Origin of the sequence: Nonomuraea sp. NPDC047529 (assembly GCF_040642995.1) — a bacterium.
In the GTDB taxonomy this organism is placed as follows: domain Bacteria; phylum Actinomycetota; class Actinomycetes; order Streptosporangiales; family Streptosporangiaceae; genus Nonomuraea.
In genome coordinates this window covers 59155-73641 of the sequence record NZ_JBEYTJ010000024.1, presented here as the reverse complement: position 1 = coordinate 73641, position 14487 = coordinate 59155, and the positions used below count along the sequence as shown (strand labels likewise).

14 protein-coding genes and 2 pseudogenes are annotated in these 14487 nt (G+C 71.3%); 7 read left to right on the top strand and 9 right to left on the bottom strand.

What is annotated here, in order from left to right:
• Positions 1 to 37: 37 nt before the first annotated feature.
• The 4 genes from ABZ815_RS31925 to ABZ815_RS31910 form a co-directional block, all read right to left on the bottom strand.
• Positions 38 to 490, bottom strand: a complete 453-nt coding sequence (locus ABZ815_RS31925; RefSeq protein ID WP_357704629.1) for a GNAT family N-acetyltransferase — start codon at positions 488 to 490, stop codon at positions 38 to 40.
• A 51-nt stretch (positions 491 to 541) separates the two neighbouring features.
• Entirely contained in the window at positions 542 to 2128 is a 1587-nt protein-coding gene (locus ABZ815_RS31920; RefSeq protein WP_357704452.1) for an alpha/beta hydrolase, read from the bottom strand.
• Between the two features lie 155 nt (positions 2129 to 2283).
• Entirely contained in the window at positions 2284 to 2706 is a 423-nt protein-coding gene (locus tag ABZ815_RS31915; protein ID WP_357704450.1) for a heme-binding protein, read from the bottom strand.
• A 32-nt stretch (positions 2707 to 2738) separates the two neighbouring features.
• A complete protein-coding gene (locus ABZ815_RS31910; RefSeq protein ID WP_357704448.1) occupies positions 2739 to 3935 on the bottom strand; it encodes an MFS transporter in 1197 nt (398 codons plus the stop codon).
• A gap of 253 nt (positions 3936 to 4188) precedes the next feature.
• Between ABZ815_RS31910 and ABZ815_RS31905 the strand changes: the two genes are divergently transcribed.
• The 3 genes and pseudogenes from ABZ815_RS31905 to ABZ815_RS31895 all read left to right on the top strand — a co-directional run.
• Positions 4189 to 5538 carry a hypothetical protein gene (locus tag ABZ815_RS31905; RefSeq protein ID WP_357704446.1) on the top strand — a complete coding sequence of 450 codons (1350 nt, stop codon included), beginning with the start codon at positions 4189 to 4191 and terminating at the stop codon, positions 5536 to 5538.
• Positions 5539 to 5592: 54 nt separating this feature from the next.
• Positions 5593 to 5964 carry a hypothetical protein gene (locus tag ABZ815_RS31900; protein WP_357704444.1) on the top strand — a complete coding sequence of 124 codons (372 nt, stop codon included), beginning with the start codon at positions 5593 to 5595 and terminating at the stop codon, positions 5962 to 5964.
• A pseudogene (locus tag ABZ815_RS31895) lies at positions 5850 to 6092 on the top strand (acetylhydrolase); the annotation flags it as partial. The gene ABZ815_RS31900 and the pseudogene ABZ815_RS31895, both read left to right, overlap by 115 nt.
• Positions 6093 to 6130: 38 nt before the next feature.
• On the opposite strand, the gene ABZ815_RS31890 reads toward ABZ815_RS31895, so the two are convergent.
• Positions 6131 to 6331, bottom strand: a complete 201-nt coding sequence (locus ABZ815_RS31890; RefSeq protein WP_357704635.1) for a hypothetical protein — start codon at positions 6329 to 6331, stop codon at positions 6131 to 6133.
• On the opposite strand from ABZ815_RS31890, the pseudogene ABZ815_RS31885 reads away from it, so the two are divergent.
• Positions 6330 to 6560: pseudogene (locus tag ABZ815_RS31885) on the top strand (alpha/beta hydrolase); the annotation flags it as partial. The gene ABZ815_RS31890 and the pseudogene ABZ815_RS31885 overlap by 2 nt on opposite strands.
• A 31-nt stretch (positions 6561 to 6591) precedes the next feature.
• Here the strand turns inward: ABZ815_RS31885 and ABZ815_RS31880 are convergent.
• Positions 6592 to 7050 (bottom strand): LysR family transcriptional regulator, encoded by a 459-nt coding sequence (locus tag ABZ815_RS31880; protein WP_357704442.1) that lies wholly within the window; start codon positions 7048 to 7050, stop codon positions 6592 to 6594.
• A 120-nt stretch (positions 7051 to 7170) separates the two neighbouring features.
• On the opposite strand from ABZ815_RS31880, the gene ABZ815_RS31875 reads away from it, so the two are divergent.
• The 3 genes from ABZ815_RS31875 to ABZ815_RS31865 all read left to right on the top strand — a co-directional run bounded on the left by ABZ815_RS31875 (position 7171) and on the right by ABZ815_RS31865 (position 10446).
• Positions 7171 to 7944 carry an SDR family oxidoreductase gene (locus ABZ815_RS31875; protein ID WP_357704440.1) on the top strand — a complete coding sequence of 258 codons (774 nt, stop codon included), beginning with the start codon at positions 7171 to 7173 and terminating at the stop codon, positions 7942 to 7944.
• Positions 7945 to 8051: 107 nt separating this feature from the next.
• Entirely contained in the window at positions 8052 to 9395 is a 1344-nt protein-coding gene (locus ABZ815_RS31870; protein WP_357704438.1) for an erythromycin esterase family protein, read from the top strand.
• 322 nt (positions 9396 to 9717) lie between these two features.
• Entirely contained in the window at positions 9718 to 10446 is a 729-nt protein-coding gene (locus ABZ815_RS31865) for a class I SAM-dependent methyltransferase (protein WP_357704436.1), read from the top strand.
• Positions 10447 to 10456: 10 nt separating this feature from the next.
• Here ABZ815_RS31865 and ABZ815_RS31860 read toward each other — a convergent pair whose 3' ends face one another.
• From ABZ815_RS31860 to ABZ815_RS31850, 3 genes are all read right to left on the bottom strand, one after another.
• Complete coding sequence (locus ABZ815_RS31860; protein ID WP_357704434.1) at positions 10457 to 11578, bottom strand: epoxide hydrolase family protein; 1122 nt, start codon at positions 11576 to 11578, stop codon at positions 10457 to 10459.
• Positions 11579 to 11686: 108 nt separating this feature from the next.
• Positions 11687 to 13168 (bottom strand): 30S ribosomal protein S1, encoded by a 1482-nt coding sequence (gene rpsA, locus ABZ815_RS31855; protein WP_352358288.1) that lies wholly within the window; start codon positions 13166 to 13168, stop codon positions 11687 to 11689.
• Between the two features lie 192 nt (positions 13169 to 13360).
• Positions 13361 to 14416 carry a polysaccharide deacetylase family protein gene (locus ABZ815_RS31850; protein WP_357704432.1) on the bottom strand — a complete coding sequence of 352 codons (1056 nt, stop codon included), beginning with the start codon at positions 14414 to 14416 and terminating at the stop codon, positions 13361 to 13363.
• Between the last annotated feature and the right edge of the window lie 71 nt (positions 14417 to 14487).

The window sequence follows — 14487 nt, the reverse complement described above, 5'->3', positions numbered from 1 at the left end:
AGACTATCCATCCCGCCGCACCCGTCGAGCCCGGTGTTCAGGCCGGCCGGCGGCGCAGGTGGATCAGGGTCAGGTGGTCGTCCATGCGCTCGCGGTGGGTCTCCCGGTAGCCGAGCCGCCGGTACAGGCGCAGGTTCCCGTCCGACAGGTGGCCCGTGAACAGGTCGAACGCCTCCGCCTCCGGCACCTGCTCGTGCAGCGCCTCCAGCAGGGCCGTGCCGAGCCCCTGCCCCTGCCGGTCGGGCGCGACGACGAGCCGGCCGATCAGGCAGGTGGTGCCGGCCACCTGGCCGCGCACAACGCCAACGATCCGGCCCGCGTCCACGGCCTTGAGCACGACGGCCGTCTCGACGGCCTTGCGCACCTGTTCCAGCGACTCCACCAGCGGCGGGATGTAGGGGTCGCCGTAGAGCTGGGCCTCGCTCACGTACGCGGCCCGCTGGAGGGTGAGGATCTCTCCCGCGTCCGCCGCCACCGCCCGTTCGACCATCACGTCAGCACCCTATCGGCCTGATTCTCCACCCGGCCTGGGAAATCTCGGCTACGGGGCGTTCCCCGCCGTCAGCTCGCCCGGGCAGAACGTGCCCGGCTTCGGCAGGACGCCGTTGACCAGGTAGTCGTGCACCTTCGTGCGCAGGCAGGCCGCCCGCAGCCTGCTCACCCCCTGTGCCAGGTACGCGCCCTGCCCGTCCCCGTGCCACAGCAGCCGCGCCCCGGGGATCTGCGCGGCTGCCCGCGCGGCCCCGGAGGACGGCGTGCCGTTGTCCAGCCGTCCCACGCCGACCAGCACCGGCGGCACCTTGAGCCCGGCCGCCACCGGGTGCGGCGGCCAGCCGGGCGACCGCGCCGCGCCCAGGCACCTGGCGGCCTCCGCCCTCCCGCTCAGCCACCCCACCCGCGGCGCCGCCCTCCGCAACCGCGCCTCCACCTGCAGGAACCGGCGATAGCCCGGCACGGCCAACCCGAAGTCACGGCACCACCTGACCCCTTCCACGTCCCCCGGCACGGCCTCCCCAGCCGCTGTCCCGGGAGCCTGTCGCTGCGTTGCCGCCTGCGGCGGGCCGGGAACCGCCGCGCCGGCGGCCGGCGTCCGTTCCGGCTGCTCGGCGGGGATCAGGGCGGCCAGGCCCGTGGCGTCGCCCGTTCTCGCTGCGGAGAGGGCGTGCGCGAGTGCCGGCCAGCGCGCCGGGGTGAGGCCCGCCCATACGGCGGCGGCGACCTCGTTCCGGCTCACCCTGCGTTCGCCGCCGCCCGGCCGCAGAGGCGCGCGCCTGACCAGGGCGTCGAACACCCGGACGGCGTCCGCGTGGCCGAGCGGGCAGCCGGGACGGGTCCGGCACCAGTCGCGGAAGTGGCCGAGCTGCCGTTCCTGGGCACGGGCCTGGGCGAGCAACCGCCGTTCGAGCCCGGTCTCGGTGTGGTCGGGCAGCCCCTCCAGGTACATCCGCCCGGCCCGGCCGGGGAACAGCTCCAGGTACGCCTGCCCGTACACGCTTCCGTAGCCGTTGCCGAGGTAGCTCAGCCGGGACTCGCCCAGCGCGGCACGTACGGCGTCGAGGTCGTGGGCGACCTGCCAGGACGTGAGCCCGGCGTAGGCGGGCCCGAGCGCGGCGCGGCAGGAACGGTCGTAGGCGGCGTTGTCCCGGGCGAACGCGCGCCAGGCCGTGCGCCCCTCGGCCACCCGCAGCCGGGCCGGGTCGGGTTGCGAGCGGGGGCACACCCCCGTGGTCCCCCGTTCGCCGGCTCCGCGCGCCTCGACCAGCACCACGTCGAACCACCTGGCCAGTTCGCCCACGGTGTCCGGCCGGGCCCTGACCTCACGTACGACGGAGGCGGAACCGGTGTTGACCACCAGCGCCCCAAGCCGTCGCAGCGGGTCCTGGGCGGGCATCATGGCGAGTTCGACGGTCGTGCGGGTCTCGCGTGGCCTGGCCCAGTCGGCGGGCACGGACAACGTGGCGCACCGCAGCCCGTTCCCGCATTCGGACCAGGTGAGCGCCGCCGCCTCCCGTGCGGGCACCGACAGCTCAGCCGTGTCCCGTTCCGGCTCCGCGACGCGCATCGCCTGCCCGACTCCGCCGCCTGCCGTCGGGACCAGGACGGTGACCGCCGCCACCACCGGGATCACGCGCTGAACCATTCGCACCGCATCGCCCCCGAACGTTCGTGCCTCCAGCCGCCTGCCAGTTTCCCAGTGGGCGTCTGCGCAGGTAGAGAAGTCGCAAAAGGTCGTTGGGTAAAATCTTGCGACCGCTCGGCGGGCCGCGATGCCCCCCTACGGGGTCACCGGCTGAGTTGCTCCAGTGCGGCGGTGGCGAAGGAGTGGTCCTGCTCGGGAGCGCCGCCGCCGAGGCCGATCGCGCCGATCAGGTGGCCGTCGCGGTGGATCGGCAGCCCGCCGGCGATGAACAGCAGCGGCCGGTCGAGCGCGGTCTGCAGGGTGTGGAAGGGACCGTCGGGCTTGACGAGGTCGACCAGGTCGGCGGTCGGGGCGTTCAGCTGGAGGGCGGTGTAGGCCTTGCGGGTGCTGGTCTCGCCGGAGATCAGCACGGCGCGGTCGTCGCGGCGGAAGGCGAGCAGGTGCCCGCCCGCGTCCAGGACGCTGACGCTGACCGGGACGCCGGCCGTCCCGGCGGCGGAGCGGGCGGCCGTGATCAGGGTCTCGGCGTCGGCGGTGGTCAGTGGTGTGACGGCGGTGGCGTTCATGAGGCTTCTCCTGTGGTGAGGCGGACAGGTGGTCAGTCGTGCACGAGGGCGGGAACCGGGACCGCGCCGGCCGCCTCACGCGCGGGCGCGCGGCGCTCCAGTGCGGCCGAGAAGACGGCCAGGACCAGGGCGGCGGCGGCCAGGAGGGCGCCCACCCAGTTCGGAGCGGTGTAGCCCAGGCCCGCGGCGATGACCAGGCCGCCCAGCCAGGCGGCGAGCGCGTTGCCGAGGTTGAACGCGCCGATGTTGACGGCGGAGGCCAGCGTCGGCGCGCCATGGGCCTGGTCGAGCACGCGCTTCTGCAGCGGCGGCACGGTGGCGAAGCCCAGCGCCCCCACCAGCAGGATGCTCGCGGCGGCGGCGACCTTGTTGTGCGCGGTCAGGGTGAACAGCGCCAGCACGACGGCGAGCCCGCCGAGGGTGGTGTAGAGCAGGGGCATCAGGGCGCGGTCGGCGAACCGGCCGCCGAGCAGGTTCCCGAGGAACATGCCGACGCCGAACAGCACGAGCAGCCACGTGACCGCGTCGGCGGAGTAACCGGCCACCTGGGTCATCATCGGCGCGACGTAGGTGATCGCGGCGAAGACGCCGCCGAAGCCGAGCACGGTCATCGCCATCGCGAGCAGCACCTGCGGGTTGCGGAACGCCCTCAGCTCGCCGCGCAGGCGGGTGCCCTCGGCCCGGGGCATGGCGGGCACGAGCACGGCGATGCCGAGCAGGCCGACCAGTCCCAGCACGGCGACGATCGCGAACGTGGTGCGCCAGCCCACCGCCTGCCCGATGAAGGTGCCCAGCGGCACGCCCACGACGTTCGCGATGGTCAGGCCGGTGAACATGGTGGCGATGGCGCCGGCCTTCTTGTGCGGGGCGACCATGTCGGCGGCGGCCACCGAGCCGATGCCGAAGAAGGCGCCGTGGGCCAGTGAGGCCACGATGCGGCCGGCGAGCATCGTGCCGAAGCCCGGCGCCAGCGCGGACAGCAGGTTGCCGGCCACGAACAGGCCCATCAGCACGAGCAGCATCGTCTTGCGGCTGATCCTGGTGCCGAGCGCCGTCATCAGCGGGGCGCCGATGACCACGCCGATCGCGTAGCCGGTGACCAGCAGGCCCGCGGTGGGGATGGACACACCGTAGTCGCCGGCGATCTCGGGCAGCAGGCCCATGATCACGAACTCGGTGGTGCCGATCCCGAAGGCCCCGATGGCCAGGGCGAGGAGTGCGAGAGGCATCGCGCGACCCTTCATGTGATTGCTGGTGCACTTTGCAAGCTCCGACAATAGTTGCACACGCGCTATAAGTGCAAACGCGGGCATTTGCCCGCGCCGCCCGGTAAGGCCGGGGTCGCCGGGCGGCGAAGCCCGCCCTCGGGCTGGACGATCTCCAGGTCGGCGCCGCCGGAACCCCCTGGACGCGCAAAGGCAGGGCCGTGGAACGGGATGGAACGCCCTGCCGGTAGAGACGGGCAACCGGAGAGGAGCGAGGTTGAAGCTGTCGAGAGGATTTCGATCGGTTCTGGTCGGGGCCGCGCTGGTGGCGACCGGCGTCCACGCGTCCCCGGCGGAGGCCGCCGGGGCGCCCATCGTGCACGCGTGGGGGTACAACTTCTTCGGCCAGGTCGGCAACGGCACGAACGACACCCCCGTCACCCGGCCGATCCCGATGGTCTCCGCGGGCGGCCACGACGTGGTCCAGGTGAGCGGCGTCTACCTGGAGAGCTACGGCCTGCACGCCGACGGCTCGCTGTGGACGTGGGGCGACGGAACCCGGCAGATCCCCGAGCCGGTGCCCGGCCTGCCGCCGATCAAGCAGGTCAGCAGCGGCATCGGCCACACCCTGGCCGTGGGACGGGACGGCTCGCTCTGGGCGTGGGGCTCCAACGACTTCGGCGAACTGGGCGACGGCACCACCACCCGCACCCCGACCCCGATCAGGGTGCCGATCACCGGCGTCGTCCAGGCGGCCGCGGGGTCGGGCTTCAGTCTCGCCCTGAGGTCGAACGGCGAGGCGTTCGCCTGGGGGCTCAACCGCTTCGGGCAGCTGGGCGACGGCACGACCACCCAGCGCGCGACCCCGGTCCGGGTGAAGGTCCCGTACGGGATCACGCAGGTGTCGGCCACGGGCGAGTTCGGGATGGCGCTGCGCAACGACGGCTCGGTCTGGTCCTGGGGATACAACTTCTCCGGCGAGCTGGGGGACGGCACCACCACGGACCGCTCCACACCCGTCCGCGTGGACCGGCACGTGTCCGGCATCACCGAGATCTCCGCGGGCATCGGGCACACGCTGGCGCTCGGCGGCGACGGCACCGTCTGGGCCTGGGGCAGGAACTGGGCCGGCCAGCTCGGCGACGGCACGGTGAACGACCACGCCACCCCGGTCCGCCTCGGCCTGTCCGGCGTCACCCATGTCAGCGCGGGCCAGGGTGAGAGCCTGGCCGTCGACTCCGCCGGCGCGCTGCGCTACTGGGGCGACAACACCTACGGCCAGGCCGGCAACGGCGTCGCGAGCGCGGGCAATCCTGTTCTCGCTCCGGCGGTGGTCGGCGGCCTGAGCGGTGTGGTGACCGCGAGCGCCGGCATCGCGGTCCTGGCCGTCGCGGCGCCGGGATCGGTCGTGGTGCCCGACCTGACCGGGACGCTCGGAATCCTGGCGAGCCGGCCGCTGCTCGCCGTCGGCCTCCTGCTCGGCACCGGGAGCACGACGCCGGACGACCGTCTGTGCAACCACCTGGGCGAGGTCGTCGGCCAGAGCCCGCAGCCGGGCGGCACCGTGCCCGCGGGCTCAAGCGTGGACGTCGTCGTCGCGGTCCGGCCGCGCGCCGGCTGCCTCTGAGCGCCCGCGATCGGTTTATACACCGCGTATATACTCCCGAGGTATATTGCTGGCGTGGTTCACACGATCAAGCACCTGACATCAGTCCGTCCGCGTCGTGGCCGGACGGCGGTCGCCGCCGGGCTGGCCGCCGTCCTGGCCGCCGGGCTCGTCCACGCCTCTCCCGCCGCGGCGTCCGGGACGCCTGCGCCGTACCTGCCGGCCCCCACCGGGTCACGGCCGGTCGGCACCACGTCCCTGTACCTGAAGGACACCTCGCGTCCCGACCCCTGGGTCCCCTCGGTCAAGGCGCGCGAGCTCATGGTCTCGCTGTGGTACCCGGCCAGGTCGCCGGGCCGTCACCGGGCCCCGTACATGACGGCGAAGGCGTCCGAGCTGCTGCTCTCAAGGACGGCGGGATCACCGACCTCCCGCCCGACATCCTGAGCAGGACCCGGACCAACGCCTTCACCGACGCCCGCCCCGCCGGACGCCCCCGCAGCCTGCCCCTCGTCGTCCTGTCCCCCGGGCACAGCAAGCCCCGGACCGAGCTCACGGCCCTGGCCGAAGAGCTGGCGAGCCGCGGCTACGTGGTGGCCGCCGTCGACCACACCTACGAGAACGTCGCCACCTCCTTCCCCGACGGCCGGGTCACCACCTGCGTCACGTGCGAGATCGACGACAAGGGCCCGGCCTGGTGGGCGAAGCTGGAGAAGAGCCGGGCGGCCGACGTGTCGTTCGTGCTCGACCAGCTCACCGGCGCACACGCGAAGTGGAAGGGGGCCGGCCTCGTCGACCCGTCCAGGATCGCCATGGCCGGTCACTCGGCGGGCGGCGCGGCGACCGTCGCGTCCCTGCTGGCCGACAGCCGGCTGCGCGCCGGCATCGACCTCGACGGCAGCGTGGAGACGACGCTCCCGGAGGCCGGGTCGACACGGCCGTTCCTGTTCCTGGGCAAGCCGGCCACGTACACGCCGGGCAAGGGCGACTCGGCCGCCTCGTGGGAGCGCGTCTGGACGCGGCTGAACGGCTGGAAGCGCTGGCTGCTGCTCACGGGAGCCGCGCACACGTCCTTCACCGACCTGGGCGTCCTGATGGACCAGCTCGGCCTTGAGGACGGCGCCGGCGTCCCCGGGCGAACGGATCGGCGAACGGGGAGATCCGGATCTGCAGCCTCCACTGGGGATGGTGGTCGCGGAAATCGTCCCAGTAGCGCCGCAGGTCGTAGGAGTTGTGCGGGATCATGCCGACCCTGAGCACGCCGGTGATCCCCTCGGCGGCCAGCCTGGCCCGGCGCACGCCCTCCTGGAGGCCGCTGTACATCGGCCAGAGGTCGTCGCGGAGCTGCCGGCCGATCGGCGTCAGCCGTACCGACCGAGAGCTTCGTTCGAAGAGCAGGGCGCCGATCTGGCGCTCCTGCTTCTGGACCGCCTTGGTGATCCGGGCGGGGGTGACGTGCAACCGCTCGGCGGTGCGGGCGAAGTGGAGCTCTTCGGCCAGCGTCAGGAAGATCTCGATGTCGCGCAGCTCCACGACTCCCCCTCACGTTGCTCTCGGGGTCAATTCTGCCTTGCGCATTTTGTCATTGTTTCGGGCTGTTCAGCGCCTGGATCCTGGGTCACCGAACAAGTCGAACGATTCTGGAGTGACAAGATGACGCAGCTCACAGGCAAGACGGCACTGGTGACCGGGGCCTCGCGAGGGATCGGCCGGGCCGTGGCACGGCGGCTGGCGGCCGCGGGCGCGCTGGTGGCCGTGCACTACGGCAGCAACGAGGACGCGGCCCTGGAGACCGTGCAGCTGATCGAGAAGGACGGCGGCCGCGCCTTCCCGGTACGGGCCGAACTGGGCGTGCCCGGGGACGTCGACACCCTGTTCGCCGGACTGGAGGCGGGGCTCACCGCGAGGACCGGCCAGGTGCGGCTGGACATCCTGGTCAACAACGCCGCCATCAACACCGGCGGGCCGATCGGCACCGTCACCCCCGAGGCCTTCGACCGGCTGATCGCGATCAACACCAAGGCGCCGCTGTTCATCGTCCAGCGGGCCCTTCCGCTGCTCAACGACGGCGGCCGGATCGTGAACGTGACCACCGCGGCGACCAGGATCGCCATGCCCGAGGCGCCGTACGCGATGAGCAAGGTCGGCATCGAGGTGCTCAGCCGTTCCCTGGCCCAGCAGGTGGGCCCGCGCGGCATCACCGTCAACGCCGTCGCGCCCGGGCCGACGGTCACCGACATGAACCCATGGATGCTCGGCAACCCCGAGGTCCAGCAGATGGTCGGCACCGGCAACGCCATCCCCCGCGTCGGCCGGCCCGACGACATCGCCGACGTGGTCGCCTTCCTGGCCTCGGAGGCCGGACGGTGGGTGACCGGCCAGGTCGTCGACGCCTCCGGCGGCTGTTTCCTCGGTCCCCGGATCTGAGCTGACAGCGCCCCGGGCCGCCGTCAGCCGATGCTCAACCGGGTGTCAGCGCGTCCCGGCAGTTTTGGACCTACCGCAAACAGCCCTCTCACCTTTCAGGAAACACGATGAAGCTTCTTGCCCTCGGCCTGGCCTCGGCCGGCCTGACCATGGCCGGCACCATCGCCGTCGCCGCGCCCGCGTCGGCCGACACCGGCGTGGTGGCCGCGCTCGACAGCGTGGCCAAGCCGCTGGCCTCCACCTCTCCCGGGGCTCGCGGGCACGACCTCGACGCCTTCGGCGCCATGGTGGGGCGGGCGCAGGTGGTCGGCGTGGGCGAGGCCACGCACAGCACCGCCGAGTTCTACACCCTCAACCAGCGGCTGTTCCGCTACCTGGTGGCCGAGAAGGGGTTCACCACGTTCGCCCGCGAGCTGAGCTGGAGCACCGGCCTGCGCCTGAACGACTACGTCCTGTACGGCAAGGGCGACCCGCAGGCGATCTTCCACGACGAGGTCAAGGGCCCCTACGACCTGTTCGACAACCGCGAGTTCCTCGACCTGGTCCGGTACATGCGGGCCCACAACGCCGGCCACGCAGAGAAGGTCCAGTTCATGGGCGCCGACCTGCTCTACCCCGGCGACATCCTCTTCGACAAGGTGCTGGCCTACGTCAAGCAGCGCCACCCCGCCCTGCTGCCCGAGCTCACCCGGCTGTACGACGGGCTGCGGCCCACCACGAAGAACGCCGGGGAGTACATGGCACAGGCGATGGCCGTACCCCTGAAGACCAGGCAGGACCACGCGCGGCGCGCCACGCAGGCGCTCAGGCTGCTGGAGCGCCAGGGCGCGGACAAGTGGGCGGTGCAGCACGCCCGCGCGCTGTCGCAGACCTTCACCGACTTCGCCTTCGACCAGGCCACCGAGGACGGCCGCCGCCAGGCCCAGGAGTACCGCGACAGCGTGCTGGCCGACAACGTGGCCTGGTGGAACGCCACCACCGGGGCCAAGATCCAGGTGTCCGGGCTGAACGCGCATCTGAGCTACACCCCGATCGACACCGCGTTCGTGCCGACCCCGATGGGCGGCCTGCTGCGCAAGCGGCTCGGCGACCGGTTCGTCACCGTCGGCACCAGCTTCGACCAGGGCGGCTACAACTTCGCCGGCTCCGAGGACGGCTGCCCGGACGGCGTCAAGCCCGCCGAGCGGCCGATGACGTGCAAGGGCTCGGTCCCCGCCGCGCCCGCCGACTACAACGAGCATACGCTGGACCAGGTGCGCCACCGCGACTTCATGCTCGACACCCGCACCGCGCCGGCCGCCGCCAAGGCGTGGCTGTCGCGAGCCCGGAACACCCGCCTGATCGGCGGCGGGTTCTGGTCGCCCGGCCAGGCCGTCCAGGCCGCCCTGGGACGCTCCTTCGACGTGGTCATCCACCTGCACCAGGTCAAGGCCGCCCGGCTCCTGCCGTGAGATCTCACGGCACGGCCGGACGGGAGCAGGGCGAGCCACGACCGCGCTGACCTGGCTCGCGTGGGAACCGCCCGTCCCTGCCCCCTGTGCCCACCACCGTTCGTGGTGGTGGGCACGCACGGCCGAGCCCTCAGAGGGCGTGCCCGCCGGCGACCCGCAGCACCTGACCGGTGATCCAGCGAGCCGAAGGTCGACGTGTCGACGTCGTCCGGCGATTCGCGGTGAGCCGCGTTGTTTCGGCACAGGCGGGCGCCGGTACCGCACGGCCTGCCGTGCTCCCTCCTCTCACCTGATCATCTCGCCATGGGCCAAAATGGCCCGCATGCCTTCCACTCCGTCCGGATTCAACGACTACGACAGGATCGCCGAGGGGTACACGGCCGAGAACGAGACCGGCCTCGTGAACGCGTACTACGAGCGGCCCGCGATGCTGGAGCTCGCCGGGGACGTGACCGGCCGGCGCGTCCTCGACGCCGGCTGCGGCTCGGGTCCCCTGTTCGCCGAGCTGCGCGATCGAGGGGCCGTCGTGACCGGCGTCGACGCGAGCGCCGGGATGCTGGAGCTGGCCCGGCGACGGCTGGGCGCCGACGCGGACCTGCGGGTCGCCGACCTGGGCAGCCCACTGCCTTTGCCCGACGGCGAGTTCGACGACGTCATCGCGTCCCTGGTGCTGCACTACCTGGAGGACTGGGGGCCGGCGCTGGCCGAGCTGCGACGCGTGCTGAAGCCCGGCGGCCGGCTCCTCGTCTCGGTCGACCATCCCTTCGTCAGCACCCTCGTCAAGCACATGGCCGGGGAAAGGCCCGTCTACTTCGGAACTCGCGACCGGGTCGAAGAATGGACCATGGGAGGGCAGACCGCCCGGATGAGGTTCTGGGACCGGCCGCTGCACGCGATGAGCGAGGCGTTCACCGAGGCCGGCTTCCGGATCAGCGTCATCAGCGAACCGCCGGCCGCGCCGGAGGCCCGCGAGCTGTTCCCCGAGGAGTTCCGCGAGATCACCGGCACGCGGTTCCTGAGCTTCCTGTTCTTCGTCCTGGAAGCCGCCTGACGGTCGCGGGTCAGAGCAGGCCGAAGAAGGTGCGGATGGCTGTGACCAGGGTTTCCGGGGCGGCCAGGCCCACCATGTGGCTGGGGCTCACCGCGTCGCCCCACCACCGCAGGTCGTTCCGGCGGGACGCGATGCGCCGCATGATCGCCGCACCTCCGTGCGAGACCCCCGTCGGCACCGCCCGCTGATCGATCGGCAGCCCGGCGGCCCCTTCGTAGTACGGCCATGACGAAGACCCGCCGGTGCCGGTCAGCCAGTACAGACTGGCGTTGGCCAGGACGAGGTCCCGCGCGACCGGCTCCTTCAGCGGCGACCAGCCGTCGAACTCCTTGAACCGCTCCACCAGGTACGCGAGCTGCGCCACGGGCGAGTCCACGAACCCGTAGGAGAGCGTCTGGGGCCGTTTGGCCAGGTAGGGCCCATATCCGCTGCCGCCCGAGGTCCACGCGGTCAGCTCGGCGAGCGAGGCCAGTTCCTCCTCGTCCGCCCCGTCGAGCTCGCCGGGTTCGCCGGTGGGGATGCCGAGGCCGGCGGTGATGAGCGAGCCCACCACGTGCTCGCCGTCCAGGGCGGCCAGCTGAGGGGTCACCAGCGCTCCCGCGTCGTTGCCGTGGGCGCCGTACCGGTCGTAGCCGAGGCGGGCCATGAGCTCGGCCCACGTCCGGGCCACGCGGACGATGCTCCACGGCCGCTCGTCCGGCGGGTCGGGGAACGGCGAGAAGGCGAACCCGGGCAGCGAGGGCGCCACGACGTGGAAGGCGGTGGCCGGGTCGAGCCCGTACGCCCGCGGGTCGGTGAGCGGCCCGACGACCTCGGTGAACTCCAGCACGGAGCTCGGCCAGCTGTGCGTCAGGACGACGGGCAGCGCGTGCGGTTCGGGCGAGCGGACGTGCAGGAAGTGGATCGTCTGCCCGTCGATCATCGTCGTGTACTGGTCGAAGGCGTTGAGCCGGGCCTCGACGGCCCGCCAGTCGAACTCGTCGGCCCAGTACGCGGCCAGCTCACGCAGGTAGCCGACCGGCACGCCCCGGTCCCACCCGCCCGGCAGCGGCCCGGCCCAGCGGGTGCGCCGCAGCCGCTCCTTGAGGTCGTCGAGGTCGGCCTGCGGAATGTCGATGCGAAAGGGCTTCATGGGGGAACACTAGGAACCCATGCGGCAAGGATCGTTCCGCGATCCCCGTACGGGAGCATGAAAAAGCCCCGCACAGGAAACCCGTGCGGGGCCTTTCAAGGCTGAGCCTTAGCTCTGACCGCCCGCGAGCTTCTCGCGGAGGGCAGCGAGCGCCTCGTCAGAGGCGAGCGCGCCGCTGGCCGGAGCCGACGACGAGCTGCCCGACGGAGGAGCGGTCTCGCCGCTGTAGGACGAGGGAGCGGCCTCGCCGGCCTCCGCCTCGGCCTTGCGGGCCTCCTCGATCTGCTTGCGGTGAGCCTCGAAGCGAGTCTGGGCCTCGGCGTACTGCCGCTCCCACTCCTCACGCTGCTTGTCGAAGCCCTCGAGCCACTCCCCGGTCTCCGGGTCGAAACCCTCGGGGTAGATGTAGTTGCCCTGGTCGTCGTACGTGGCCGCCATGCCGTAGAGGGTCGGGTCGAACTCGACCTCGGTGCCCACACCCTCGTTGGCCTGCTTCAGCGAGAGGCTGATGCGGCGACGGTCGAGGTCGATGTCGATGATCTTCACGAAGATCTCGTCGCCGACCTGGACGACCTGCTCCGGGATCTCCACGTGGCGCTCGGCCAGCTCGGAGATGTGGACCAGGCCCTCGATGCCCTCCTCGACCCGGACGAACGCACCGAACGGCACCAGCTTGGTGACGCGGCCCGGCACGACCTGGCCGATCTGGTGGGTACGGGCGAACTGCTGCCACGGGTCTTCCTGCGTGGCCTTGAGCGACAGGGAGACGCGCTCGCGCTCCATGTCGACGTCGAGGACCTCGACCGTGACCTCCTGGCCCACCTCGACGACCTCAGACGGGTGGTCGATGTGCTTCCAGGACAGCTCGGACACGTGGACCAGACCGTCGACCCCGCCGAGATCGACGAAGGCGCCGAAGTTGACGATCGAAGAGACGACGCCCTTGCGGACCTGGCCCTTCTGCAGGGTGTTGAGGAACGTCTGGCGCACCTCGGACTGCGTCTGCTCCAGCCAGGCGCGGCGGGAGAGAACCACGTTGTTGCGGTTCTTGTCGAGTTCGATGATCTTCGCCTCGAGCTCGCGGCCGACGTACGGCTGCAGGTCGCGGACCCGTCGCATCTCGACCAGGGAGGCGGGGAGGAAGCCGCGCAGGCCGATGTCGAGGATGAGACCACCCTTGACGACCTCGATGACGGTACCGGTGACGATGCCGTCCTCGTCCTTGATCTTCTCGATCGTGCCCCAGGCGCGCTCGTACTGCGCGCGCTTCTTGGACAGGATCAGGCGGCCCTCTTTGTCCTCCTTCTGGAGAACCAGGGCCTCGACGTGCTCCCCGACCTCCACGACGTCAGCAGGGTCGACATCGTGCTTGATCGAAAGCTCGCGCGAGGGGATGACACCCTCGGTCTTGTAGCCGATATCGAGAAGGACCTCGTCTCGATCGACCTTGACGACGGTGCCCTCGACGATGTCGCCGTCGTTGAAGTATTTGATGGTCTCGTCGATCGCTGCGAGGAAGGCTTCCTCGGACCCGATGTCGTTGACCGCTACCTGCGGGGTGCTCGAGGTGGCCTCAGTGCTGGACGTCATGTGTGGAATTGCTCCGAACGCGGACAGGATGTCGATGTGGCGGATGCGCGGCAGGCCCTCTTCCGCATCAAGCCGAGGAATTACGACATCGACGTGACCGAGCGCGAGCCCGCTCCGTCTGAGGCGCGCGCGAGCCCACAGCGCAGCGATCAGCATATGAGACGTTGGCCACGAGGTCAATCCGGGGGCGCATCAGTACGCAATGATCTGGGACTCCCGCTTGGGGTTGATATTACCTCTTTGTTTCTGCGGGATGGAGATCCGCTCGGGATCGCCGTCCGAGACGTAGCGCTCGCCAGGGTGCTTGTTCAGCCACTCCAGCCAGTACTGCGAGCACCACTTGCGGCACTCCCCGCGCTTGCCGTTGCTCTGGATCCGCTGGATCGCCCCACGATCAAAATTTTTCGCGTAGGGCGAAAGGGACGGCTGGGCTCCGGCGAGGAACACGCCGGCGAAATCATATCGGGTTCCGTCCCAGGAACCGGTACGGGCGAGCTTCTTGGGCCGCGGCATCGACCCGTACGGCAGGGCCAGGGTCCTGTCGGGCGGCGCCCCCAGCCTCTTGAGCAGGCGCTCCACCCGGACGATCTGCTCGCGTACCTTCTTCTTCGACAGCCGCCGCAGGTCCGGATGGGACCAGGTGTGGTTGGCGACCTCGAAGCCGTGCTCGACCAGCCACCGCACGGCGGCCGCCTGCTGCTCCTGATCGCGCAGCCCGAAGGGCTCACGGGTGATCCAGAACGTCGCGGTCGGCCGGAACGAGGGGTAACGGGCGGCCACGTCGAGGATCACGCCGACGGCGGTGTCGGGCTCGGGGTTGCCGGAGGCGTCCAGCGCGAAGTGGCTCGGGTGCCCGTCGTCGAACGTCAGCACCACGGGGAACCGCCCGGCCGGCACCCGGATGTCGCCGGTGGCGAACTCTCCGGCCGTGATGGGCACGTAGCCCTGCTTGGCCAGCTTCTCCAGCTCCTGCCGGAGCTGGCCGGGGGTGCGGTCAATGGAGGCCACGCGCTTGCGCAGGATCCGGTGGTACATGATGATCGGCACCAGGCCCGCCTCGTTGGCGCGCACCTGCCGGGCGAACTCGGGGGTGGCGACCACGCCCGGAGGCTCGGAGACGTTCTGGGGTTGTCCCTGCGGAGGAGTGACGGGGGCGATCACGCCGACTCTGGCCGACGCCTGGGTAGTAGGGGTCTCACCGTCAGGTAAGAGACTCAGCCCGACGATGGCCACGGCCACCACCGCCACGTTCGCGATTGCGATGATCCGCGTGAACGACGTTGGTACCCGCACAAATCTCCCGGCAACTCGGCCAAAAC